Source organism: Bradyrhizobium sp. LA6.8, from assembly GCF_040547935.1.
Classification (GTDB): Bacteria; Pseudomonadota; Alphaproteobacteria; order Rhizobiales; family Xanthobacteraceae; genus Bradyrhizobium; species Bradyrhizobium barranii.
Genome location: NZ_JBEPQQ010000001.1, coordinates 746,913 through 771,692, shown reverse-complemented (window position 1 = coordinate 771,692; position 24,780 = coordinate 746,913). Strand labels below are relative to the sequence as shown.

The window sequence follows — 24,780 nt, the reverse complement described above, 5'->3', positions numbered from 1 at the left end:
ATTTCGGCGCTGCAGCAAAGCTTTCAATCGGTTCATTCGTCGTTCGGGCTCCCCGCACGGCAGTTTCGAGGCATTCCTATCCCGCACCAACGGAGGAGAACGCGTATGCGCAAGACTCTGAGCCTACTCGCACTTGTCGCCGGACTCTTCGCAGCGCCGGCTGCGCAGGCCGACATCACCATCGGCTTCGTCACCTCGCTGAGCGGCAACGGCTCGTCGATCGGAATCCCCTATGGGCGCGGCATCAATGCCGCCTATGAATACAAGAAGACCATCAACGGCGAGACCATTCGCCTGATCCAGCTCGACGACGGCTCCGACCCGTCGGCCGCGACCCGCAATGCGCGCAAGCTGGTCGAAGAAGAGAAGGTGGACCTCCTGATCGGCACGGCCACGGCGCCCTCGACCATCGCCATGGCGGCGGTGGCGAGCGAGCTGAAAGTGCCGATGATCGCGGTCTCGCCGATCGGCAAGCTGCCGGATACGCCGGAGCAGTGGGTGGTGTCGGTGCCGCAGCCGGCCTCTCTCCTCGTCAAGATCGTCGCCGACCGCATGAAGCGCGACGGCATGAAGAACATCGGCTATGTCGGCTTCTCCGATGCCTGGGGCGACCTCGTGTATAACGGCGCCAAGGCCGCCGAAGCCGCCGGCGACATCAAGATACAGACCAACGAGCGCTACGCCCGCACCGACACCTCGGTCACCGCGCAGATTCTCAAGGTGATGGCCGCACGTCCTGACGCCGTGCTGGACGGCGGCTCGGGTACGCAAGGCGCGCTGCCGCTCCTCACGCTCGCCGAGCGGGGCTTCAAGGGAAACACCTACGGCACGGTGGCACTCGTCAATCCGGACTTCGTCAACGTCGGCGGCAAGGCGGCCGACGGCATTCAGGTCTCCGCGGGTCCCGTGATCGTCGCCGAGCAGCTTCCCGACGAGCACTTCGCCAAGAAGATCGCGCTGGATTTCCGCAGCGTCTACCAGAAGACCCATAACATCCCGACCACCGACGGCTTCTCCGCCTATTCGTTCGACGCCTGGCTGATTTTCGCCAACGCTGCCGAGCGCGCGCTCAAGACCGCCAAGCCCGGAACGGCGGAATTCCGCACGGCGCTGCGAGACGCGATCCTCAGCACCAAGGAGCTCCCGGGCGTGCATGCCGTCTACAATTTCAAGCCCGGTGCGGTCACCGGCGTCGACGAGCGCTCGCTCGTCGTGGTGCGCCTGACCGGCGGCACCTGGAAGTACGCGCCATAACCGGATCAATGGCCCCGGCATCACAGGGAGCAACGACGTCTCAATGACGAGCGACATTGCAGCCATTCTCGCGATCGACGGGATCGCCACCGGGGCGGTCTACGCCCTGGTGGCGATCGGGACCGTCCTGATCTTCACGGTGACGCGAGTCATCTTCATTCCCTTCGGCGACATCGCGGCCTTCACCGCGCTGACGCTGGCTGCCCTCGACGCGAAACGCTTTCCCGGCACGGGAGCGCTGGTCGTGATCCTGGCCTGTCTTGCGACCCTGATCGAGATCATCTCGCTGGTGCGCTCCGGCGAACTCCGCCTGCTGCCCCGCGCGGTGTCCTTCTATCTCCTGCTTCCGCTCGCCGTAGTCGGTGCAGCCTGGCTTGTCATGCGCCTGGACCCGCCGCTTGCCGTCAGGCTCGTGCTGGCGCTGATGCTGATCACGCCGATCTCTCCGCTTCTGGATCGGATCGTCTTCCGTCCCATCGCTGACGGCACCGTGCTGCTGTTGCTGACGGTGTCCGTGGCGCTGCATTTCGCGCTGGTCGGCCTTGGCCTGTTGTTCTTCGGGCCCGAAGGGGTTCGAACCGAGCCGCTGACCTCGCTCTCGACCGAGTTCGCGGGCGTGCTGATCTCGGGCCAGACCATGCTGATCGTGATCGCGGCACTCGTTTTCAGCGGCCTCCTCTACCTCTTCTTCGACTTCACCCTGGTCGGAAAATCGCTGCGCGCCACGGCCGTGAACCGGACCGGCTCCCGGCTGATGGGAATACGCCCCGCCCGCGCCGGCACGATCGCCTATCTGCTGGGGTCGCTGATGGCCGGCGTATCCGGCATCCTGATCGCTCCGGTGAACACCGTGTTCTACGATTCCGGCTTCCTGATCGGCCTCAAGGCCTTTGTCGGCGCCATCGTCGGCGGCATGACCAGCTATCCCGGTGCGGCGATCGGCGCCGTCGGCGTCGGCATCCTCGAAAGCTTTGCCTCCTTCGAGAGCAGCGCGCTCAAGGACGTCATCGTCTTTTCGCTGCTGATCCCGATCCTGATCTGGCGATCCCTCGCCTCGCTGCATTCCGAGGAGGAGATCGAGGAATGACGCGCCTCCACGTCCAGCTTGCCGCCGTCCTCGCCGTGCTGTGTCTCGCGGTGGCTCCCTTCGTGCTCAGTCCGTTCAGCATCACGCTGATGAACTATATCGGCATCTATTCGCTGGTCGCCATTGGTCTTGCACTCCTCACCGGCGTCGGCGGCATCGTGTCCTTCGGTCAGGCGGCGTTCGTCGGCGTCGCGGCCTATGCAACCGCGTGGGTCTCCGCGCTGAACGGATACTCCCCGTGGCTCGGCCTCGTGTTCGGCGTGGCGCTGACCTGCGGCGTCGCAACCGTTCTCGGCGTCGTCACCCTGCGACTTCAGGGCCATTTCCTGTCGCTCTCGACCGTCGCCTGGGGCCTCGCGATCGGCTTCCTGTTCGGCAATGTCGAGGGGCTCGGCCGCTTCAACGGCATCTCGTCGATCCCGCCGATCAGCTTCGGTTCGATTGCGCTGGTCACGAGCGCCCAGATCTATTTCCTGATCTGGGGCATCGTCGCCGCGGTGCTTTTCCTCGGCTACAACCTGCTGGACTCCCGGCTCGGCCGCGCCATGCGCGTGGTCCGCGGCGGCAACACGCTGGTCGAGAGCCTCGGCATCAACGCTTTCCGCATCAAGCTCGTGACCTTCGTGATCGCGGCCTTCCTCGCCTCGCTCTCCGGCTGGCTCTACGCACATATGAGCCGCTTCATCAGCCCGGGTCCGTTCGATGCCGGCATGGGCATCGAATATCTGATGATGTCGATGGTCGGCGGCGCCGGCAGCCTGCTCGGCGGTGTCGTGGGGGCCGCGGTCGTTACGCTGCTCAAGAACAGCGTGCAGGATTATCTGCCGCTGATAGCCAAGGGTGCCTCCGGCCAGCTCGAGATCGTCGCCTTCTCCGCATTGTTCATCCTGTTCCTGCAATGGGCACGGCAAGGCATCGTTCCCTTCGTCGCCCGCTATCTGCCCAAGGCCAAACGCGAGCGACCTCAACCGGCGCCGCCCCTGCCCCGTCGCGCGCAACCGACGCCCGGGGAGCTGCTTCTGAAAGTGGATGGTGCCGAGCGCCGGTTCGGCGGCCTCGTCGCGGTCAACAATGTCAGCTTCGAGGTCCGCGCTGGCGAAATCCTTGCCGTCATCGGCCCCAACGGCGCCGGCAAGAGCACGATGTTCAACTGCCTGACCGGCGCGCTCCGGGTCAACAAGGGTGAGATCGTCTTTGCGGGACGCCCGATCACGCATGATGCGCAGTCCCGCATCGCCAAGGCCGGCGTCGCCAGGACCTTCCAGCATGTGAAGCTGAGGCCGCGCATGAGCCTGCTGGAAAACGTGATGCTCGGCACCTATGCGCGCACGAGCACCGGCCTGTTCGCCGGCGCCTTCCGCCTCAACGGGCGCGAGGAAGCCAGTACCCGGCACGAGGCGCTGATGCAGCTCGAACGGGTCGGGCTCGGCGACAAGCCGTTCGAGCTCGCGGGCAACCTGCCACTCGGCAACCAGCGCATTCTGGAGATCGCGCGTGCGCTCGCCGCCGACCCTGCGCTGCTGGTGCTGGACGAGCCGGCCGCCGGCCTTCGCCGCCAGGAGAAGCTGCGGCTTGCGGAACTGCTCCGCTCGCTGCGGGCGGACCATCTGACGATCCTGATCGTCGAGCATGACATGGAGTTCGTGATGTCGCTGGTCGACCGCATCGTGGTGCTCGATTTCGGCTCAAAACTCTGCGAAGGCGCGCCGGCCGCGATCCGCAGCGACGAACGAGTCCAGGAAGCCTATCTCGGAGGCGTCGCGTGAGTCAGATGCTGTCCATGACGGATGTGACGGTCTGCTACGACAATGTCGAAGCGGTCCGCAACGTGTCGCTGTCGGTCGAGGAAGGTCAGATCGTCACCGTCATCGGCCCGAACGGTGCCGGCAAGACCACGCTGCTGATGGCGGCCATCGGCCTGCTGGCCTCGCGCGGGCGCATGGTCTTCCAGGGTCACGACATCGGCAGGATGTCGGTCGAAGACCGCGTCGAGCGCCGGCTGTGCCTGGTGCCGGAGAAGCGCGAGCTGTTCTCCGACATGACGGTCGCGGACAACCTCCTGCTCGGCTCCTACAGCCTGCGCGACCGCTCGGGCGTCCAGAAGACGCTGGACGAGGTCTATGACCGCTTCCCCCGGCTGAAGGAGCGGCAGCGCCAGGCGGCAGGCACGCTCTCCGGCGGCGAGCGCCAGATGCTCGCGCTCGGCCGCGCGCTGATGGCCAAGCCGAAACTGCTCATGCTGGACGAGCCGAGCCTCGGCCTGGCGCCGCTGATCGTGCGCGAGATCTTTCGCACCATCGCGTCGCTACGCGACCTCGGTGTGTCGATCCTGCTGGTCGAGCAGAACGCCCGCGCCGCGCTCGAGACGGCCGACTATGGCTATGTGCTCGAGACTGGCGAGGTCGTGCAGTCGGGCCCGGCCAAGGACCTCATCCACGATCCCAGGCTGATCACGGCCTATCTCGGCGGGCACTAGCGCTGGTTCGGATCAGGCTCGGCGAGCCGCACAACAAAAATATCGAAAAACAACCCCATGCACAGTAGCTGGCGACAGCGATATCAATGGCTTGATACCCAGCAACTGCGGATTTAACGAAATCAACTTGATGCGTCGGACAAAACCCATCATCGCTGCCCATGGATAGCCGATGGCTTCCATCGCCAACTCGGACATCCCAGTTACTAGGGGATCAGCAAGCTAAAGCCCGCCCGCGACAATTGGGAACGGTGGAGCATACCATCACCCGATGAAATGGCGCCGCTTGCGCGCCCACATCTTGGGCGACAGCAAAGGCAAATCAATGATGCTCTAATCAGCGCGATAAATCGAACATCAGTTGCGCTCCATCTTGAATCCGCATCTTGGCACAAAGTGCATATTACGTCCGGCCTCGCCGAGGACCGCTATTGGCTCATGGCAGACCTATCGTCGCCGTCTGCTTGATGTCGGCTTTTGACCCAACTGCGACATCGCTTGGCAGCATCCAGTTTTCGCTGGAGCCCTTTCAATTGGGCGAGAGGTCCGGCGATCTGCGCTTCCGGCGATAGATGCGCCTTCGCAGGCTATTCCAATGTGCTATTCTTATCGCATAGGCCATAGGTATCCCATGACAGGTACTGCAGAGTGGCTCGCATCGATCGGTTTGGGGGAGTACGCCCAGCGTTTCGCCGAGAACGCCATCGATTTCTCGGTCGTTAGCGATCTCACGGAGCAGGACCTCAAGGACCTTGGCGTCCTGCTTGGGCACCGGCGCAAAATTCTGCGCGCAATTGCAGAACTCAAGAGTGAAGTCCTCGCATCAGCACGAACAGCCGCCAAACCAGCGCCGCGGGACAGTGCCGAGCGGCGCCAACTGACGGTCATGTTTTGCGATCTCGTGGATTCGTCGGCACTTTCGGTCCGACTGGATCCAGAGGACTTGCGCGCAGTCATCGGCGCCTATCACGACTGCATCGCGGATGTTATCGCCCGGAGTGAGGGCGTAATCGCGCGGTACATGGGGGATGGCGTGCTTGCCTATTTCGGCTATCCCCAGGCGCACGAGGACGATGCCGAGCAGGCGACACGCGCGGGGCTGACACTGGTCGATGCCGTGGCCAATCTCCAGACAGATATCGGTACGAGACTACAGGTCCGCGTTGGCATCTCCACCGGAATGGTCGTCGTGGGCGATCTGACCGGCGAAGGCGCCGCCAAGGAGCAGGCGGTGATTGGTGAGACACCGAACCTGGCCGCTCGCCTGCAGCAGTTCGCCGAGCCCGGCATGGTGCTGATTTCCGAGAGCACACACCAGCTCACCGATGGACATTTCGAGTACCGCGATCTCGGTTCTGTCGCGCTCAAGGGATGGGCGGAGCCAATACCTGCATGGCAGGTGCTCGGGATCAGTGGAGTGGAAAGCCGCTTCGAGGCCCAGCACAAGACGCAATTGACACCGCTAATCGGGCGTGACGAGGAGATCGAGCTGCTATTGCGGCGCTGGCGGCATGCCGCGTCAGGCGAAGGCTGCGTCGTGGTTCTAACTGGAGAGCCGGGTATCGGTAAGTCGCATATCGCGCTGGCGCTTCAAGAGCGGCTCCAGGCCGAACCACACATTACGGTACGGCACTTCTGCTCGGCGCACCACGCCAACAGTGCGCTGTATCCATTCATCGCCAACCTCGAACGTGCCGCCCGGTTCGAGCGAGGCGAGACGCCGACGGAGAAGTTTGCCAAGCTTGAAGCTCTGCTCTTGCGGTTTGGCGCCGATGCAGACCGCGTGGTGCCGGCCCTGGCCAATCTTCTGTCGCTTCCGCTCTGCGACCGCTATCGCCTTCCCGAAATGACTCCGCAGACCCGCAAGGACATGACGCTGGCAGCGTTCCTGGCCCAGCTCGAAGCATTGGCGGCGCGTCAGCCGGTGTTCGTCATCTTCGAAGATGCCCATTGGGCGGATCCGACTTCGCTGGAACTGCTCGCGGTTACACTGGAAAAGCTGCCGCGGCTTCGCGTGCTGCTGTTGATCACGGCGAGACCGGAGTTCGCGCCGCCCTGGCCTGGTCATGCCCATGTAACGACGATCTCGCTCACGCGGCTCAGTCGGCGCAACGGGGCAGCATTGGTCGAGCGCGTCACCGCCGGCAAGACGCTCCCCGAGGAGGTCATGCACCAAATCCTCGCCCGTACCGATGGCGTACCCTTGTTCGTCGAGGAACTGACGAAGGCCGTGCTCGAAACCGGGCTGTTGCAGGAGCGGGACGACCATTACACGCTCAGCCGTCCGCTACCATCGATGGCGATTCCGACGACGTTGAGCGCATCGCTGATGGCCAGGCTCGACCGATTGGCTCCTGTGAAATACGTGGCTCAGATCGGCGCCGTCGTGGGGCGCGAGTTCTCCTACGAACTGCTGAGCGCCGTTGCCGAGTTGCCAAGGCAGACGCTGGAGGAAGCGCTTGCCCAGCTTGTCCGGGCGGAGCTGATATTCTGCCGGGGCGAGATACCCCGGGCTGTCTATACTTTCAAGCATGCGCTCGTACGCGACGCTGCCGAATCCGGGCTTCTGAAGAGCCGACGCGCTACGCTGCACGCCACCATCGCGGACGTGTTCGAGCAACAGTTCCCGGAAATCGTGGAGGCTCAACCCGAGACTCTCGCGCTCCACCTCACGGAGGCGGGACTGTTCGAAAAGGCAGGAGAATATTGGCTTCAGGCGGGAAGGAAGGCGGCCACGCGCTCCGCCAACCTCGAAGCTATCGCACACCTGCGGAAGGGCATCGAGGTGTTGGCCCATTTGGCCGACGGTGCTCGGAAGGACAGACGAGAGCTTGATTTCCAGTTCGCGCTGGGACCATGCCTGATCGCTACCCAGGGACCGGCATCGCCACATGCGGTGGCGATCTTCGCTCGCGCGCGCGAGCTGTGCCAGCGCCTCGCAGATCCCCCCGAGCAACTACAAATCATGTTCTGGTTGACCACCGCGAGCGTCATTCGTGGTGAGTTGCCGGTCGCCGAGGAAATGATCTCGGCGCTGCTCGAACTCGCGGAGGCGCGCGGCGATCGACCAACGTTGCTCAACGCGATGCGTGGACAAGGCATGATTCGACTTTTCATGGGACATCTCGAAGGAGCCCACGAAGTGATCGTACGGGCCTTCGAAGCGTTCGAGGCAAGCAACGAGCAGGACAGATTGGCGGCGCGTGCCGCCGGCCAGGATGCGGGCGTGGCCGACCTTGCCCTGATGTCATGGGTGCTCTGGCTGCTGGGCCGCCCCGATACCGCGCTCGCACGACTGGATACCGCCATTCGGCGTGCCGACGCCATTGGTCATCCGCATTCGCAGGCCTATGGATGTTACTATGCGTCCATTCTCCACGCTCTTCGGGGCGAGTTCCTGACTGCGCACGGCTATGCGGAACGCTGTCTTGCCTTGTCGGAGGAGCACGGATTCCGGCAATGGAGAGGATTGGCGCGCGCCGTTCGGGGGATAAGTGCCACCTTTCTTGATCCTTCGTCCGCCGCGCTCGCGGAAATCCAGGGTGCGATGAACGAATATCGCAACGCGGGCTATCAGCTCGGCATCACGGCCCTATACGTGCTCCTGAGCCCGGCCCTATTGTCGAGCCGTCAGCGCGAAGCCACGCTCGAGCTGATCGAACAGGGCCTTGCCACAACCAGCCGCAATAGCGAGCGGATATTTGAGGCCGAACTGTACCGACTGAAGGCGCGCGCGCTGCTCTTCGATGAAGTACCGGGAGCCGGCACCGAGGCGCAATCACTGTTCGAGCGCGCACTGACAACTGCAACAAGCCAACACGCCAAGGCCCTTGAACTTCGAGTTGCAGTGGACCTCGGCGCCTTGTGGGTCGATCAGGGCAGACGCAAGGACGCGCTCAATCTGCTCGCGCCCATCTACGCCGGCTTCGCCGAGGGTTTTGAAACGCAGGATCTAAAGCAAGCGAAGGCACTGCTCGATCGACTGCAGTAATTTTTCCCGGATCACAGATATTGGAGTCTGGTTCAGCGGTCGCAGAGCTACTTGCCTTTGGCACTAGGCATCCGCTCGCTCTTGGCATTTACGATACGTATCTTTCACCTCTTGCCATCCCTCCTTGTCGTTCTTCTCTGGATGCTCATTTATGAAGTGTGGCCCATCATGCGGGTCGAGGTCTGCATGTGCGTGATACCTCTTGATTGCTTGTTCCGCAGCGGCTCTTCCCAACACTCGCCCGTTATAGAGGTTGCTGTGATTCCATTTGAAATTGATGTGCCCCGGCACCTGGATCTCGACGATTATGCCTTCCCATTTGGGTTCGTCGTACTGCACGTGATATTTGAAGATCCTGACGTCATCTTCGCCAACGGTCGCTGCGAATAACTGGCAAAGATTCGCCAGGGCATCATGAAGGTCTTTCGGTTTGCGGACCTGCTTCGAATCGACGATCCTGCTCACCCATATTTCGTCCAGATCACGGTGCTCCTCGAGCAAGCTCTCGAAGTTGACCGTGTCGATCAGCGCTCCTTCGCAGTACGTAACTCCGTCGATCTCAACTGTTTCTTCGATGAAGGGAAGAGCTGAGCACGCACATAGGCTGGACGCGCTGATTGGCCCTTTGTACTCTTTCTTGTCGGCTTGCTGGATCATTGGTCGGTTGGAAAACAACGCGAGCTTATGGTCATCAAGATTCCAGGCGTTGTGAAATATGACGGGCTTTCCAGGCTCTTTGAGCGCTTCGAACTTTATGCTCTTCATGAACTGGCTATTCGGATAGTTGATCTTGGAGAGGCCAGTGACATGGGACAAGTACATCATTGACGTGAGATAGCGAACGAAGGGATTGGGTGCCAGGACCTGATTAAGGATCCATCTGTTGATGTCTCCGTCGTCCGGGATCGTGAACTTCTGTTGAGGGAACCAGAGCGACATAGAATCCCTGAAGGCATTCACCATGGTCGATGGGTCCCATAAATGCAGATAGTTCTTGGGATCCATGACGAAGCTGGTCAGAGCCCTGCTCATGCTTCCTGCCCAATCCGGACCAAACACGGTGTTTATGGGGAAGCGCTTATAGCCTTCGTCGTCTCGAAACACGCCATTCTTGAAGAATTGATAGGTCTTTTCCGCCCTGGCTTTGTTTTCAACTCCATCAAACTGATTGTAGACGATCCCAACCCAAGCGCCGATGCAGGACAAAGCCCACACGTCAAACCTTATATCTTCGTTGGCAAGGGCTTCCAGAACCCCGATGTGCAATCCTGCTGCCGGACCGCCTCCGCCGAGCGCAATCGCTCTCTTTACCATCGGATCCTCCATCTGATTTTTCGTGTGGCTTATTCTCCAATCAACTTTCTGAATTGCGTGAAGAGATTGGTCATTCTTGGGCTCTCGGCCGCACAGAATGCCATCGAACCAAACTTGACAGTTCATAGAGCCAGCATTGCGAAATACGATACGTGCGACGGAGCGGTGGACGTCGATATTCGATCTCGAATCCGCTGATCCCACAGGCGCACGAAGAGCCTGCTTAGCCTATCGCGGTCTGAACCGTCCATTTGTGAACCACTTCACGTACGATACTTTGCCGCCCATGGCCGCGGACCTGTTGTCCAATCGCGACTTCCGTTATTGGCCCAAAGCGGACGCTTTGTAGTCTTTGCTCAGATGTCGGCTTGTGACCCGGAACGGACATATCGAAATCAAAACAGACCGAAACGGACGAGAAGCACCGCGACCCAACTACGGGAGTCCTTTTGTCACCGTAAAGGGATTGAACCCACGTTCCGCGAGGGCAGCCCACGAAGCTGCGCCAAGATGTGACAATCGGAAATAGAGCCGCGGTTTGGTCGGATCGGTGTCCAACACGAACCCGGTCGGCAACTCGCGGGCAGTTGTGGCATAGAACCCACCATCCGGCGACCTCTGGGATTCGACTACAGCGATCAACGAGTCTGCTCTCCCAGTCCTGCCGAGCAATTTCATCAAGAGAGCCATTTGGCCCGTTCCTTCGGTCCACACACCGTCTCGGTCTTCACCGTAAGAAAAGCCCTCATCGACACTCATTCGCTGTTCGGCGGTCGTAATTGCCGATGCAAATTTCTCGACCGCTCCGTGGAGCGCTATTAAAGGCCAGACCTGAGCATCGAGAGCCAAAATCGGATTGTGCGTGACACCGTCTTCAGCGGTACCTGCGGCGAAACAGGCGCATGCCGGATCCCACATCGTATTTACGAAGTACTCAGCGACCGTTGCCTTATCGCGCCAGCGCGAATCCCCTGTACGGATCGCAAGAAGGCCAAACGCGGCGGCGAGGTCAGTATTATGTTCAGTCGATTTCCACGTCCGCACTTCCGGCGTCGGTTCGTGCCCAAACGTACCACCCGTGAAACCGCCAGTACCGCGCGTATCGGCCCATTGCGCGACCCAGGCGCCAAGCCGTGCTGCACCATCGCGGAACCGAGAGCCGGCGTTCACATCATCAAGCGACAGCAACGCCAACATGGCCCATGCCATGTTACCAACATCGCTGCCCACCTGATATCGATCCTCTAACCATTTGTTCTGAATATTGTCCCACCACCCCGGAAGTTTGACGGGGCCATTCCCCACCACGCCCGCGGCGTAAGCGTTCCGGAGCCGTCCATCATGCCAGGTGCGGTCGTTGTCGATGGCCCAGAGAAGCGCCGAGCCAATCCGATACGCTTTGTCTTGCTCACCGCAACCGACCAACGCGATGGCGGCTACCGCATTGTCATAGAGGTAGGCGGCGCCATGCAGAGGCCCCGATTCGACGGTCGGATAGCTGGGCAGGAGCAACGGCCCTGATGGCGGTGCCTTATTAATTAGACCAGCGAGGTATCCGCACGCTGACGTTTTTGGTGCTGTTGAGGCTTGCAGTGGAGCGGAGGCCATCATGATTGCGAAAGTCGCGACGATCCAAGTCTGAAGGCAGAGTCCGCGACAACGGTAGAAGCAACAAGTGATTGGTGCCGGTAGCATTTCGCTGCCTCTCGTGTCTTTTCAACCAAGATAGACTTTAGGACATCGGGAAGAAAGCCGGTCAGGATCGAGAAACAAATGTGCCTTCGTCTTCAATGGCAGCTTATGGCACTTTTCGGACCTGCGGCGGCAGTGTTCCGATGTCCGCTGTTGAGGGTTGAACGGACCTAAATCAGCCGCGCCCGAAGGTCGCCTTTTTTGACCCAGACCGGACCACCCGTTCGCCGCGCAGGCATTGGGCTTAGGCTCGACCGGTCCTCGCGCTAGTTTGAAGGACCTCGTGTTGCCAGACAGAGCGGTCGTCCCCATCGTATAGTGATCAGAAATCGCCAGCCACGAAAAGACCAGACTACTGGCGATTGCCGCGCTTGCGCCGCCTGCTTGGGCGGAAGGGCGCGGGTACGGGTGCCAGGGCGAGCCCCTGGTACGGTATGGCAATCATCCCTCGACCATGGCCGATGAGTGCCGGTCATGCCAGTCCCGTGGATTATCGAAGAGCTGATCTATGGCCAAAAGCATTCTTGTCATCGTTGCTATTCTCGCAATTTCTACTTCTGGCGCTTTGGCCGCACAGAGGACCCATCATGGCCGCGCGTCGCCTGCGCCGTCGCCGTCGCCGAGCGAGGGGTCGAGGGGGCTGAGCCCATATGCTGTGGGCCCAGGTAATTCCAACGACCGCGAGATGTACATCAAGAACCTGCGCGACTCCGGGTATAATCCGGAGAACAACTTCAACAGGTTCGGGAACGTGCAGGCAGCACCTTATGGGGGCGGCTAAACCTCGAATCCCCTTAACCCGGTACCGGCGCGGCTGCCGTCGCTAGGCCCGCCAAAACGGCTTTTCGAGTTCGTGCGCGATGTCGCTCCGGGAGACGCCGATATCGTGCAGGTCGGGCTCGGTCCAGCGCGCGAGCTCCCGGCGATCGCGATAACGCTGCCGCCAGAGATGAAGGGTCGCGCCAACGCTGGCCCAAACCTCGTAGAGGTTGACGAGAGCCTTGATATCAGCGGAGATCAGGCGTGTTGAAGACAACTTCACAGCTTTATCTCCCCCTATAAGTTCGGGAGGACTGTATCGCTGTGCTACTGACAGCATACTGTCAGCAGCAGGTAGCATCTCTGGCCCGAGGAACGGAGATGCCCCGGCTTCGGCTGGCAATCACTTTGCGTCATGTCTTCTTGGGAAGATGTTGGCCCATCAGCGAAGTGACGACACCGCTCAAGGAGGTCCGCTTAGCGAGGCGGTGCGGACTGGATTTGCTCGCTCTGAGTTCTTCGCATTTTGACCCGAAGTCGACCTTAAACTCGTAACCAGCGAGAGGCTGATCGCAGCTTAGCAGAGTCCTTGGTGGGACTTAGCACAAGCGGCACGCTCCCCAGGATCCGCAGCAACCCGCGCAACCACCGAACCCCCAGCCACCATACCCCCAGTCATCGAACCCGATGTCGTCATAGAATCCGATGCTGAACCCGCAGCCGCCGCAACCGCAACCACGGAAGCCACGGCAACCACGGAAGCCACCGCAACCTCGGATGCCAACGAACCCGCTACCACCGCAACCTCGAATGCCAACGAGCCCGCCACCACCGCAACCTCGGATGCCAACAAACCCACCACCACCGCAACCTCGGCCGCCAACAAACCCACCACCACCGCAACCTCGGCCGCCAACAAACCCGCCGCCGCCGCAACCTCGGCCGCCGCCGCACCCCCCGCCACCATGGCCGCACCCGCAACCACCGCACCCCCGCGCTAGCTGCACGCCGCCGCCAAAGTTTTCTCTATCGAAAAGATGGAACGTGGCCAGACTGACGTCGGCCATTTCCTCTTCGCCAAGAAAGAAGCGCTGATTTGGCGAGGTGTTGGATTGCGGGATACCGGTAGCGGGCATCGTGGATGCGGATGCGCTACTCGCCAGCGAAAGACCCAGTCCGGCCGCACCTAGCACCTTCACGGTGGCGGCTTTGGCTGTGCGCTTCTGCTTCGAAGCTTGCTTGACCCGTGGCATGGTCGCACCCTCCGTAGTTCTTGTGAAAGCGCTCTGCAAGAGTGCGCTCGGCGAAACCGGCGCGCAAGGGTTACCTGTGCCATAAAATGCGAAACATCTCATCGAGCTCCATTCATCTTCAGAACCGAGATCGACACATGACCGCTTTTGGTTGAGCAGAATCACGCCAGCTGACCAGCGCAAGAGGCGTCGCGATGTCGGCTGTCTACGGGAAAGCGGACGTCACACGATGGTTGGGCTGACCGCAGCTTTTGACCCAAAGCGGAAATCACTAGCTCGGTACCCCGCTTAGGTGAAATGTCGTAGCAAGGATGCACCAGCCGTCGGGGGAGCGAACAAGGTTGTACGACTGCCGCCATTGCCTTGTGACGCTTCCATCCGGTCGGAGGTTTTTCCACGTTACAGTTCCGAGAGCACTGCGTTCGCCTATAGGAACAGCCACTACATCGTGCAGAGTTCCACTTTCGGCCCCTTCGCGTCGGTAGGTGTCGGCCACTCCTTGGAAAAACCGCGCAATCTCGTCACGTGACTGAAAACAATGTATCGACCCGTCACCCCGCATGGTGATGCAGGGAGCGCAGTAGAGTTTGGCGATTTGATCACCATCCCAGGTGGTGAATGTCTGCATGTATTTGTTGAAGAAGGCAGATATCTCGACTTCAAGCGCTTCCGGCATGATTTGTCTCCAGAGCTTTCATGTTCTGCGACGAGCAAGCCAACCCGAATTGTCTTGGGTTGCGATACAGCGCACGCGGAATTCGGATGGCGACATGCCGTTCAGCCGATCCGCTGCTGGGTCCAACTCCGCGCAACTGGCCTGCTCTACAGTTACGATCTGATCCGCGGCCAACCAAGCTACGATTGGAACCGAAGGGCCAATGATTACGAGATAGGCCAAGCCGAGAGCGGGAGACCAACGTTCAATACCAAGCCCCGTCCGGAAGACCACGGCCATTCCTAAGCCGAAGCACGCGATCCAAACGGCAAGCCAACAAGCAGAGATCATTCGTCTCTCCCCGCTCCAACAGTGTGCGCAATGTTACCGTTGACGCCCATCTCTCGCCAGAAGACAGTTTGCACCGAAGGGGCAATGCACTTGACCGATTCTGGATGGTTAAGCTCACCTGCCCGTCAGGTGTTGATGGAAACGACGAGGTCATTGAATGCAAAAGGCTGATCGGCGATGTCGCCTATTGGCCCCAAGCAGCGGTTGGTGGATGTGTGGGCGCTCTAGCACCCGTCGTCTCCTTCCACGACGGTCGACAGGAAGCTGGAACGAGCCAGATCACATGCAATCGGTTTCGAGAACGAGGTGCCAAACCATCTACTCGTCAACGAACCATCGTTGGTGACCCAGGGGATTGGCGGCAGTTGCGGCAGATAAGATGCATACGGCATCACTTTCGCAAGCGTCACTCTGACCAGATACTTTGCAAGAAAAGCCTCGTTCATTCCGCCGTCCAGTCCGCTATAGATCGGGGCTGCCGGCACGTTGTCATTGAGCAATCGCGCGAATTCGAGTTCGTCGGTACGTTGCTTCTCAAGCGCCCGCCGCGCAATTTTGGAATCCACAACAAACGCGGGGCATTTATCGGTGGGACTGAACACGAGAGGATACGGCGAATTTGGTGGAGCTTGCGCATCGAACACATAGCGTCGATTGCACACGTCCACCTTAGGTTCGAGATGCGTCGTCTCGAAGTGATCGTTGCCGACTTTGAGCATTTTCCAGAAGGAGAGGTTCGGGCTATTTCGATGCTGCGCCAGGTTTGCCGGCGTCAGGCGGAATGGATAAGCCTGGACCTGAAAGGACGGTCGGCCGCCGAGGGAGTCCCGCGCTAGCGAATAGATCTCGCTTATCTGTTCGTCGGTCATGGCATAGCAACCGCTCGATGAGCAGTCGCCATGGATCATGAGTAAGCTGCCGTCGCGATTGTTTGCCTTGTCGAAGCTGTTGGGAAAGCCGACGTTGACCGCGAGATGGTAATCGGAGTTGGGATTCATCAGCTCGGGAGTAATCGTATAGAACCCCTCTGGAGCCTGACGGTCACCCTCCTTCAGTTTCGGCCCGAGATCCCCCGACCACCGACAGATCGGGTACACCTTGAGGATTTTGAAGAGGCCGGTGGTGTCCTGTTTCCAGACTTCGAGCTCCGCCTCTTGCTTGAAGACGCGCACAAGGATAGGCGAGTATTTTGGCATCTTCTTTTGTCGGAGCAGCGAGAGCAACTCGGGTGGTAGCTCCTTTGTAGCCTTGGCCGGCAAGCGGTTGCTGTTTTCGCCAAGGCAGGTGGCCGGCGACAACGCCGCGAAAAAAGCTGCAGTCAGCACAAGCGCACGGAGTGCCGTGGCGCCGATCATGACCTTACCTCGGGCGTGGAATCTGCTCATTTGGGTAGCGTGTAGTCAGTGGGTTCGTAAGGCAAGCCCTGATGGACGCAGCCACCGGAGAAGTTCGAGCTTATCGTTGGCCCTGGGGATGCCAAGACGCTCGGTCTCGTCGTCCGCTTCTGGCCCATAGCTGACCTGCCCGATCGGTTCAGCCGAGGACTTCTTTTAACCCAAAGCTGACCTCAAGCAGTTCCGGAGACAATTAGGCAAAAAGCCCGCATTGGTTATGACAGCATTCTTGGCGGCGCTCGCGACATCGGCCAAGTCGGAGTTCATCAATGTGCCGAAGGAGTGATCGCCACCGATAGCCAGGACCGGCATCGGCAATTTTCCAGTCTTTACGAACAGCGTTTTGTTGTCCTCGCCGTCCTTAGTGAAGGCAGCAAACTGTCCGCCAAAGGCATCGTGGATGGCATCCGTACGAGCATAGAGCACCGCATCGTGATCCCGGGTCTTTCGTCGATCGCAGCGGGGGTATGGGTCAACGGCCTGGTTCGAAAACCGATACGGTTATCGAAGCATCGAGGCGGACAGTGCCGATGTTAGCGCTCGCCCTGCCGGAAGCCGCTGGAACTCGTGCTAACGAGAAATATCGAAGTGTACTGCTTTGATAGTGTGAACCGCTTCCAACGGACGACTCTCGGAGACGTCAGGCGCAGGTGTCGTGCGCAGAAGCATTGTAGCCTGGAATCATGGGAGGACCGCGCATGGATTCCATTTCTCGTCGCCATATGTTGGCAGCGACTGCTACCGGAGGTCTTCTAACGAGCGTTGGGCTGGCGCACGCGCAAACCGCGGGCGGCGCGATTCCTCAGCCACAGCGACCTGGTCACGGCGGCACCGATCCCGGTCCGCGCAATCTGATGCGGGATCAGCAGAACCCGGATCTGCTGGTACCGCCGTCGACCGATCATGGCACCTTGCCGAACCTGCGCTTCTCGTTCTCGGACGCCCATATGCGGCTTGAGCCGGGCGGCTGGACCCGCCAGGTCACGCAGCGTGAGCTGGGCATTGCCAAGTCCATGGCCGGCGTGAATATGCGCCTGAACGCGGGCGGTGTGCGTGAGCTGCATTGGCATAAGGCGTCAGAATGGGCCTACATGCTCTATGGCAAGGCTCGCGTGACGGCGGTCGATTCCGAGGGGCGCTATTTCGTCGATGACGTCGGCGTCGGAGATCTCTGGTTCTTCCCGGGCGGAACCCCCCACTCGATCCAGGGCCTCGGCCCCGACGGCTGCGAATTTCTTCTCGTGTTCGACGATGGCGATTTCGACGAAGACAACACCTTCCTGCTCAACGACTGGTTCAAGCGCATACCGACCGATGTGCTGGGCAAGAATTTCGGAGTGCCTGCCTCGCTGTTCGGCCACACCCCCGATGAAAGCGAGCGCTATATTTTCCTGGCCCCGTTGCCGGGGCCGCTCGGATCGGAAGCCATATCGGGCGCAAAGGCGTCGGAGACGAGCTACACGTGGCGGATGATGGAGCAGGTGCCCATCAAGACGAAGGGCGGAACGGTGCGGATCACCGATTCCCGTTTGTTTCCAATCAGCACCACGACCGCAGCGGCCCTGGTTGAACTCGAACCTGGCGGATTGCGCGAGGTGCACTGGCACCCTAACGGAGACGAGTGGCTCTACGTCATCGAGGGACAGGCGCGCATGGGTGTGTTTGCCGGCCAGGGGCAGGCGCGCACATTTGATCTGCAGGCCGGCGACGTTGGTTACGTCCCGGTGGCGATGGGCCACTATCTCGAGAATACCGGCTCGACCAGCTTTCGATTTCTCGAGACGTTCAAGAGTGACCGCTTTATCGATTTCTCGCTCGATACCTGGATGGCGGCAACACCTCCGGGACTGTTGCAAGCCCATCTCAAACTCGACCCGAAGGTGATGAGCGCGCTGCGCACGAACAAGGCTCTGGTCGTGCCGGAATAACCGCCCAAGTCGGAGTGAATCGCGGCGCACTCGTCCGGCGCCCGGTGGGCAGGCCGCTGGCGGACCGCCGGCAAGATTGCGCCATCTCCGGCTGCAGAAGGAGAACGCCATGAATGTTCTGACCTGGGCCGCCCTGCGTTGGTGGTCGCCGGATCCGCCTTAGCATCAAACGGTCAGGCCGAAACGGGCAACCGAGCGTCAGTGGCATCCTCAGTTTGCAGAGACAAGCTTTAGTCCAATCACGCCGGCCACAATCAAAGCAATGCAAAGTATCCGCGCCGGCGACGCAGAGTCGCCCAGCACTGCGATACCCAGAACGGCGGTACCCGCGGCACCGATACCGGTCCAGACCGCGTACCCCGTTCCTACGGGAAGTGTGCGGAGCGCCAGCGAGAGAAGAAAGACACTCGACAAACCGGTGGCAGCCGTAAACAGCGCGGGTATCAGCAGCGTGAAGCCTGCGGACCACTTCATGCCGAAGGCGAATCCGATCTCGAGAAGGCCGGCGGAGGCCAATATCATCCATGCCATGTGGGTCAATCCATTCGCTGGTCACCGGGCGTTACCGCCGGGCCGCTTGTGAGGGGCTGGACGCGCATGGAGGATTCCATGCGCGACATGCTTGCTGATGGGCGCCTCAAGCCTTACTGGCGGCAGCGGGAATCGAGCGGAACGAAATTCCCAATCGATTGAACGCGCTCATCAAGCCGATGGCATAGGTGAGGTCAGCGAGTTCCTTGTCGCTGAATTCGCCGGCGGCGGCCTCGTAGTCGGCATCGGGAACGCCGGTTTCGGCCACCCTCGTCACGGTTTCGGTCCAGGCCAGCGCAGAGCGTTCGCGCTCACTAAAGACTTCCCCCGCGTCTCGCCACACAGGCACCAGCACGAGCTTGTCCGCGGCGACACCAGACTTGAGCAGGTCGCGGGAGTGCATATCGATGCAGTAGGCACAGCCGTTGATCTGCGAAACCCGCAGATAGACGAGGTCGACAAGTTGCTTTGAAAGGCCGCTTTTTTGAAGATAGACGTAGACCCCTCCAAAAGCCTTGAAGCCTTCCGGTGAAGCCTTGGCGTAATCGATGCGCTTGTTCATGATTGAATCCTCATCTGGTTGAAGGATTCCATCGTTTCGCATCTTGGCCTATTCAAGAAGGTCCATGATAGGCATTTATAGCTGGGCCATGATTTCCATAATCCGGCAGATCACGCTCGAGCTTCAGTCACATCAATCCCAAAATGCGCCGTCCGAAATTTTCGGCCGTGCGCCGCGAGGCGATATTCGTGAAGTTCAAAAGAAGGGCGGAAGCCCCATCATTGCGCCTCGTCCAATCCGTAAGTGCCTCCGCGTACAGGCCTTGTTCCCGCATGCTCGCAGCGAGCCGGCGATCTGAACGGTTGCCTCGCAGACGCAAGATCAGGTGCATGCCCCCCGGCTGTAAATCTATTCGCACATTTTTTCCCAGCACGCTTTCCAGCCCCGCCGCGGTTGCCGCCCGGCGCTCGGCATAGAGCCTCCGCATCCGCTGGATATGGCGCGCAAAATGTCCTTCGGCGATGAATGAAGTGACGATGGTTTGCGTAAGCCCCGGAGAGCCAGTTGAAAGGCTTTCGGTGACCTCCTCAAACCGCTCGACCTGCGCTTCCGGCACGACGAGATAGGCCAGCCGCATGCCTGGAAAAAGTACCTTGCTGAAGGTACCCGCATAGAGCACCCGCCTATCACGATCGAGGCTTTTCAATGCAGGGAGGGGGCGGCTGACATAGCGGTATTCGCCATCGTAGTCGTCTTCGATGATCCATGCCTTGTTTCGCGCGGCCCAGTCCAACAACGCCAGACGCCGGGGTAACGACAGGGACATGCAGAGCGGGCTCTGATGCGCAGGCGTGACCACCGCTGCGCGCGCCCGGGGCGCGAGCTTGACGGCATCGGAAACGACCATGCCTTCCGCATCGACCGGCACCGAGATGCCTTCGATCTGCATATATTCGAAAATTTCTCGCGTGGGCGGATATCCCGGGTCTTCGAGCCAGACGCGATCGCCCGCCTTCAGCAGGGCATGACCGATCAGCTCCACGGTTTGGCGGTATCCCGAGGTAACGAACACCTGAGACGGGGAGCAGTTGATCCCACGCGAGACCTGGAGATATCTCGCGATTTCAGCACGCAGCGAAGGCAAGCCGGACACAGGGGGATGGATCATATCGGAAGGCTGCATGGCCCGCGCACTACGCGCGCCAAGGCGCGCCCAGATCTTCCGGGGAAACGCATCCAGGGCAGGCAAACCCATCTGGAACGGCAGGATGGAATCCGGACGAAAACTGACTGCGTCCATCCGGGGATCCGCCCGCGGCGTCGGGTTCGCAATGGATATTCGCGGCGTAAGATCTGGGCTTACAATGGTTCCTGCCTGCCCGCGCGCCTCGACATACCCTTCAGCGGCCAGCAAGGAATAAGCCGTGTCGATGGTACCTCTGGCCAGCCCCAATTCCTTGGTCAACGCCCGTACCGACGGAATGCGGTCACCAGGCTTCAACATTCCAGTGGCGATAGCGTCGCGAAACCGATCGTAAATCTGCCGGTAGAACGGTGCTGCCGCCTTCGGATCAAGCGGCGGGAGCTTTCGGGGATTCGCGGCAGGCATGGCCCGGTCCGATCTCTCGATGAACGAAAAACCCACTCTGCCATAACGATTCGGATCGGTCTCCAGTTCTCGCACGCGACAGCGGTCAAGCCTGCGCCAGCAAATCATGGACCAGTCGCAAAGCTCATTCATGGTCCTTGGATGCAGGCCGAAATTGCTCTTTGTTGATGATCAGAGTTCGGACAGCAGCGATTGGAAAACAGATGACGAAAATACTGCATTTGATTTGCAGCCCCCGCGGGCAGGCCTCGGAGAGTTACAGGCTGTCTCAGAAAATCGTCGGCCACTTGCTGGATGGCGAGCCGACGGCAACCGTCATAATTCGGCCGATCAGCGGCGTCGCCGACATCGACGAAGGCTACGCAACTGCTCTTGGCGCGACCGAGCGATCCTGCCTGGAAATGTTTGTCGAGGGTTCCATGTCCCGGTCCGAAGAACTGATCCAGGAACTGGAGAGCGCGGACTTCGTCGTCATCGCAACTCCGATGCATAACTTCACCGTGCCTGCCGCTCTCAAAGCTTGGATAGATCACGTCGTTCGAGTCCGTCGAACGTTCGACGTGACTGCCCAGGGAAAACTGGGGGCGTTGCGCGACCGCCCGGTTTTTGTCGCAGTGTCCTCGGGCGGACGATTTTCCGGCGATCGCGCGCATCAGCCCGATTTTCTCACGCCGTATCTAAAAGCTATCCTCGGCACCATCGGGCTGCATGATTTGACGTTCTTCTCCGTTGAAGGATCGGCCCTTGGTCCTGATGCATTGGTCGCAGCCCGAACCAAGGCGGATCAGGCAATGCAGAGGTTCTTCCTCCGTTTCGCGCGCCATTCAACGGGGGCGTTTCAGCAAGCTGTATGAACGGGCAACGGCCTTCCCGCGCTCAGTTCGGCCACCGATACGTCCGTTCCTGGCCCTGAGCAGACGCTGCCGCTTCGCGCGGAAGCTGGGGGACGCCTGCACCTCGCGGGCTTCCCTACCAGCGAGACCAGTACAGCGCCCGGGAAGCTGAGGTACTTGCCTCCTCAATTGAACAAGCAAAACTTCCCCCAAACATCAGAGCCTCGCTAAGAACGGAAATTGGCTTAACCGAGAGCACGCAAAAGACCTTTTGCTCGCTTAAGGTCGGCGGTGTCCAGACCTTCGGTAAACCGGTCGTAAATCGGTTGCAGCAGCGCCTTCGCTTCAGCCGGTCGGCCCCGATCGCGAAACAACTGTCCCAAGCTTGTGGCGGCGCGTAGTTCCCAGGACAGAGCGCCCTGCAGGCTCGCCCACTTCATCGCCTGGTAAAACTGATCCTCGGCCGTTGCCGCAGCGCCGGGCGCACCTTGCAACAGCAGCAGTTCGCCCTTGATGCGCAGCAGCTCGGCGATGCTCAAGCGTTCTTCGGTCTCCTCTGCGCGCGCGATCGCATCGTGTACCACCGAAAGTCCCTCGCCCACTTGCCCGACGCGCCCCAAGCCTTCCGCCATCTCACCAACGAACAGGAAATAGCGATGCGATGCGTTGACTTCGTCGCCGAGTTCGTCGATGCCTGACCGCACCAGCGGCAAGCCGCCGGCGGTATCTCCGCGCTTGATCGCAAGCAGTCCTTGATGGCTGCGGGCAAAGGCAACATAGCGCATCAGCGAATGCCTGGTCGAAAGGTCGATCAGCCTTGCCACGTAATGGTCTGCGACATCCATATGGCCGCTCCACAGCGCGATCGGGCATGCTGCGTTGGCGACGATGTAGCACACCGAGTTGACGTGTCTGCTGGCCGATGCCTCATGCAGGTATGTTTCGGTGACGTGCATTGCGCGATCCGGAAATCCCTGCAGCCATAGGGTCCGGCCCAGAAAGGCGCCGGCGGTCACCCGCTGGTTGCTCCGGAAGCGGCTGATCCGCGACTTTTGGACGGGAGGAACATAGTGCGCGAGCATGCGTTCGAGGTGATACCGCGCGCTTGGTTGATCGCCGAGGCATTGCTGCGAGATGCCGATCAATCGCTCACCGATCAGCCGATCGTTGGAATTTGACCGGCTTGCCGCAAGGGCGCTGAATCGTTGCGCGGCGGTCAAGGAGGCGCGAAGGCGGCCGGCAACCCGGTGAAAGAACCACAGGCCTAGCAGCGACCGCAATTGGTGCTCGACATCGTCAAGCCTCTCTGCAAGCTCCAGCGCCTTTGTCCAGGCTTCGCCGAGCGCGGGAATTTTCGCGTCGGTGACAAATATCAGGGTCGTACCGAGCGCGGTATACAGCTTCATCTCGAGGCGCGCGTCGCCATTGACGGCAGCCCCAAGGGCGGCGATCGCCCGCTCCACGCGGCCGCGGCATTCCTCCAGCAACGACGAATGGACGCATAGGGGCACTGCGGCCGCGGTCAGCCCCGCGCCAATCTGCACGTCACCGCTGGGTGAAAAGGCCCAACCCAGCGCCGCGCGCAGGTTGTCGATGTGCCGTCCGTAGTCGCCCATCCAGTCGACCGTGGGGCGCATCTCCAGCTCCGCTTCAGCCCGCTCGAACAAGTCCCGGTAATATTCGGCATGGCGACGTGCGAGCCGTTCCCGTTCCGCGCTCTCGCCGAGCTTTTCGAGGGCATACGTATGGGTCGTATCCAATAAGCGGTAGCGCGCCGTGGTGGCATCGATTTCCGCCACAACGAGCGACTTCGAAACCAGGCTGGAAATTCCATCGACCACGTCCGGCAAAGCGATCCCGGCGCCCGTTACCACCGCGCAGATCGCCTCCAGGTCGATGGCGCCGGCGAAGACCGCGAGCCGGCGGAGGAGCACCAGCTCAGGCTCAGTCAGTAGCTCGTAGCTCCAATCGAAGGTCGCCCGCAGAGTTTGGTGCCGCGGCAGCGCCGTCCGCCCTCCGGTCAGCAGCTGAAAGCGATCGTCAAGGTGAGCGGCGAGTTCTTCGACACCGAGTGCCGTAACACGTGCCGCCGCCATTTCAATCGCGAGCGGTATGCCATCAAGACGCCGGCAGATCGCCGCGATCGTCTTTGCCTGATAGCCATCCAGAACCGCCCCTGCCTCGGTTGCTCGCGCACGTTCGATGAATAGTCTGACGGCGCCGTATTCCAGGAGATCGTCCGCGTCCTCCGTCGGAATCGAGAGCGGCTGCACCCAGTAGACCTGCTCCCCCTCGGCCCGGAGCGGCTCGCGGCTGGTTGCGATGATCTGAGCCGAGGATCCGGCTCGCAGCACGCCCTCAGCCATCCTCGCCGCGGCGTCGATCACATGCTCGCAGGTGTCCAACACCACCAACAAGCGCCGCGCTGCCAGTGCCAGCGCCACGCGCTGCGTCGAAATTTCACCTCCGCCGAACTTGAGTCCGATCGCGACAGCGAGCGCTATGGGAACCAGACTGGGATCAGCGAGCGGCGAGAACTCGGCCAGCCACACGCCCTCTGGAAAATGCGGCAGCAGTTCACGGGCGACCGCGAGCGCGAGCCGTGTCTTGCCGATGCCCCCCGCCCCGGTCAGGGTGACGAGCCGGCCGGCACGGACAAGCTTCGAGATTTCCTCGACCTCGGCGGTGCGGCCGATCAACGCTGAAACCGGCTGCGGCAGGTTGGTCGACGCTAATGGCTGCGCCGACGCACTTTCCTTTAGGTAGAGTGGATGTCCCGGTCCGGTTGCTGGCCGCATGGTCCAGATGCCGCGCAGGTGATAGCCGCGGCCGGACACCGTCTGCAACAACTCGCGATCTGCGCCGAGCGCCTTGCGAATGGCGGATATATGAATCTGGAGCGTGTTTTCTTCGACCGTCGCAACCGGCCACACCCGATCTATAAGGTCGCGCTTGGTGACAAGCTCGCCGCCCGACTGAACCAGAATCTCCAGAATCTCGAATGCACGGTTCCCGATCGGAACGGAAACACCTTGGGACCGCAGCTCACGCTGGGTAAGATCGATCTCCCACCCGTTCGACTCATAGACGGCTCGTAGGCCTTGCTCGGCCATCACGGCCTGCCCCGTCGGTTGAGTAATCCTAAGAAAAT

The 24,780-nt window shown here is 60.7% G+C and carries 18 protein-coding genes; 7 read left to right on the top strand and 11 right to left on the bottom strand.

The annotated features are described in order from the left end of the window. Positions 1 to 105: 105 nt before the first annotated feature. From ABIA90_RS03220 to ABIA90_RS03205, 4 genes are read left to right on the top strand one after another with little or no spacing between them, the layout of a single operon-like run. The gene (locus ABIA90_RS03220) at positions 106 to 1,254 is read left to right on the top strand and encodes an ABC transporter substrate-binding protein (RefSeq protein ID WP_354117261.1); all 1,149 of its coding nucleotides are present in this window, start codon (positions 106 to 108) and stop codon (positions 1,252 to 1,254) included. Between the two features lie 43 nt (positions 1,255 to 1,297). Further along, positions 1,298 to 2,341, top strand: coding sequence for a branched-chain amino acid ABC transporter permease (locus ABIA90_RS03215; protein ID WP_354117260.1), 1,044 nt, complete (start codon positions 1,298 to 1,300; stop codon positions 2,339 to 2,341). Next, positions 2,338 to 4,107, top strand: a complete 1,770-nt coding sequence (locus tag ABIA90_RS03210) for a branched-chain amino acid ABC transporter ATP-binding protein/permease (RefSeq protein ID WP_354117259.1) — start codon at positions 2,338 to 2,340, stop codon at positions 4,105 to 4,107. The genes ABIA90_RS03215 and ABIA90_RS03210 overlap by 4 nt, the downstream gene beginning before the upstream one ends. Then, a complete protein-coding gene (locus ABIA90_RS03205; RefSeq protein ID WP_354117258.1) occupies positions 4,104 to 4,817 on the top strand; it encodes an ABC transporter ATP-binding protein in 714 nt (237 codons plus the stop codon). The genes ABIA90_RS03210 and ABIA90_RS03205 overlap by 4 nt, the downstream gene beginning before the upstream one ends. A 12-nt stretch (positions 4,818 to 4,829) precedes the next feature. On the opposite strand, the gene ABIA90_RS03200 is transcribed toward ABIA90_RS03205, so the two are convergent. After that, positions 4,830 to 5,000 carry a hypothetical protein gene (locus tag ABIA90_RS03200; RefSeq protein WP_354117257.1) on the bottom strand — a complete coding sequence of 57 codons (171 nt, stop codon included), beginning with the start codon at positions 4,998 to 5,000 and terminating at the stop codon, positions 4,830 to 4,832. Positions 5,001 to 5,448: 448 nt separating this feature from the next. On the opposite strand from ABIA90_RS03200, the gene ABIA90_RS03195 reads away from it, so the two are divergent. Then, a complete protein-coding gene (locus ABIA90_RS03195; protein ID WP_354117256.1) occupies positions 5,449 to 8,808 on the top strand; it encodes an AAA family ATPase in 3,360 nt (1,119 codons plus the stop codon). A 63-nt stretch (positions 8,809 to 8,871) separates the two neighbouring features. Here the strand turns inward: ABIA90_RS03195 and ABIA90_RS03190 are convergent, their stop codons facing one another. The 6 genes from ABIA90_RS03190 to ABIA90_RS03165 all read right to left on the bottom strand — a co-directional run bounded on the left by ABIA90_RS03190 (position 8,872) and on the right by ABIA90_RS03165 (position 16,652). Continuing rightward, entirely contained in the window at positions 8,872 to 10,134 is a 1,263-nt protein-coding gene (locus ABIA90_RS03190) for a patatin-like phospholipase family protein (RefSeq protein WP_247314950.1), read from the bottom strand. Between the two features lie 423 nt (positions 10,135 to 10,557). Beyond that, complete coding sequence (locus tag ABIA90_RS03185) at positions 10,558 to 11,634, bottom strand: hypothetical protein (protein ID WP_354117255.1); 1,077 nt, start codon at positions 11,632 to 11,634, stop codon at positions 10,558 to 10,560. 1,003 nt (positions 11,635 to 12,637) lie between these two features. Further along, positions 12,638 to 12,856: a DUF1127 domain-containing protein gene (locus tag ABIA90_RS03180; protein WP_414643248.1), complete on the bottom strand. Its 219-nt coding sequence runs from the start codon at positions 12,854 to 12,856 to the stop codon at positions 12,638 to 12,640. A 1,241-nt stretch (positions 12,857 to 14,097) separates the two neighbouring features. Beyond that, a complete protein-coding gene (locus ABIA90_RS03175; protein ID WP_354117254.1) occupies positions 14,098 to 14,502 on the bottom strand; it encodes a nuclear transport factor 2 family protein in 405 nt (134 codons plus the stop codon). Positions 14,503 to 15,056: 554 nt separating this feature from the next. Further along, a complete protein-coding gene (locus ABIA90_RS03170) occupies positions 15,057 to 16,187 on the bottom strand; it encodes a L,D-transpeptidase family protein (protein ID WP_354117253.1) in 1,131 nt (376 codons plus the stop codon). A 195-nt stretch (positions 16,188 to 16,382) separates the two neighbouring features. After that, the gene (locus ABIA90_RS03165) at positions 16,383 to 16,652 is read right to left on the bottom strand and encodes a hypothetical protein (RefSeq protein WP_354117252.1); all 270 of its coding nucleotides are present in this window, start codon (positions 16,650 to 16,652) and stop codon (positions 16,383 to 16,385) included. Positions 16,653 to 16,924: 272 nt separating this feature from the next. On the opposite strand from ABIA90_RS03165, the gene ABIA90_RS03160 reads away from it, so the two are divergent. Next, on the top strand, positions 16,925 to 18,154 hold the full coding sequence (locus tag ABIA90_RS03160; RefSeq protein ID WP_354117251.1) for a cupin domain-containing protein: 1,230 nt from the start codon (positions 16,925 to 16,927) through the stop codon (positions 18,152 to 18,154). Positions 18,155 to 18,364: 210 nt separating this feature from the next. Here the strand turns inward: ABIA90_RS03160 and ABIA90_RS03155 are convergent, their stop codons facing one another. From ABIA90_RS03155 to pdxR, 3 genes are all read right to left on the bottom strand, one after another. Continuing rightward, the gene (locus tag ABIA90_RS03155; protein WP_063984222.1) at positions 18,365 to 18,685 is read right to left on the bottom strand and encodes a DMT family transporter; all 321 of its coding nucleotides are present in this window, start codon (positions 18,683 to 18,685) and stop codon (positions 18,365 to 18,367) included. A gap of 106 nt (positions 18,686 to 18,791) precedes the next feature. Further along, positions 18,792 to 19,247 (bottom strand): carboxymuconolactone decarboxylase family protein, encoded by a 456-nt coding sequence (locus ABIA90_RS03150; RefSeq protein ID WP_063984223.1) that lies wholly within the window; start codon positions 19,245 to 19,247, stop codon positions 18,792 to 18,794. 127 nt (positions 19,248 to 19,374) lie between these two features. Next, complete coding sequence (gene pdxR / locus ABIA90_RS03145; RefSeq protein WP_354117250.1) at positions 19,375 to 20,928, bottom strand: MocR-like pyridoxine biosynthesis transcription factor PdxR; 1,554 nt, start codon at positions 20,926 to 20,928, stop codon at positions 19,375 to 19,377. A 71-nt stretch (positions 20,929 to 20,999) separates the two neighbouring features. Here pdxR and ABIA90_RS03140 point away from each other — a divergent pair, with 71 nt between their 5' ends. Then, positions 21,000 to 21,650 carry an FMN-dependent NADH-azoreductase gene (locus ABIA90_RS03140; protein WP_354117249.1) on the top strand — a complete coding sequence of 217 codons (651 nt, stop codon included), beginning with the start codon at positions 21,000 to 21,002 and terminating at the stop codon, positions 21,648 to 21,650. A gap of 224 nt (positions 21,651 to 21,874) precedes the next feature. Here the strand turns inward: ABIA90_RS03140 and ABIA90_RS03135 are convergent, their stop codons facing one another. Beyond that, positions 21,875 to 24,742 carry an ATP-binding protein gene (locus ABIA90_RS03135; RefSeq protein ID WP_354117248.1) on the bottom strand — a complete coding sequence of 956 codons (2,868 nt, stop codon included), beginning with the start codon at positions 24,740 to 24,742 and terminating at the stop codon, positions 21,875 to 21,877. Positions 24,743 to 24,780: the final 38 nt, after the last annotated feature.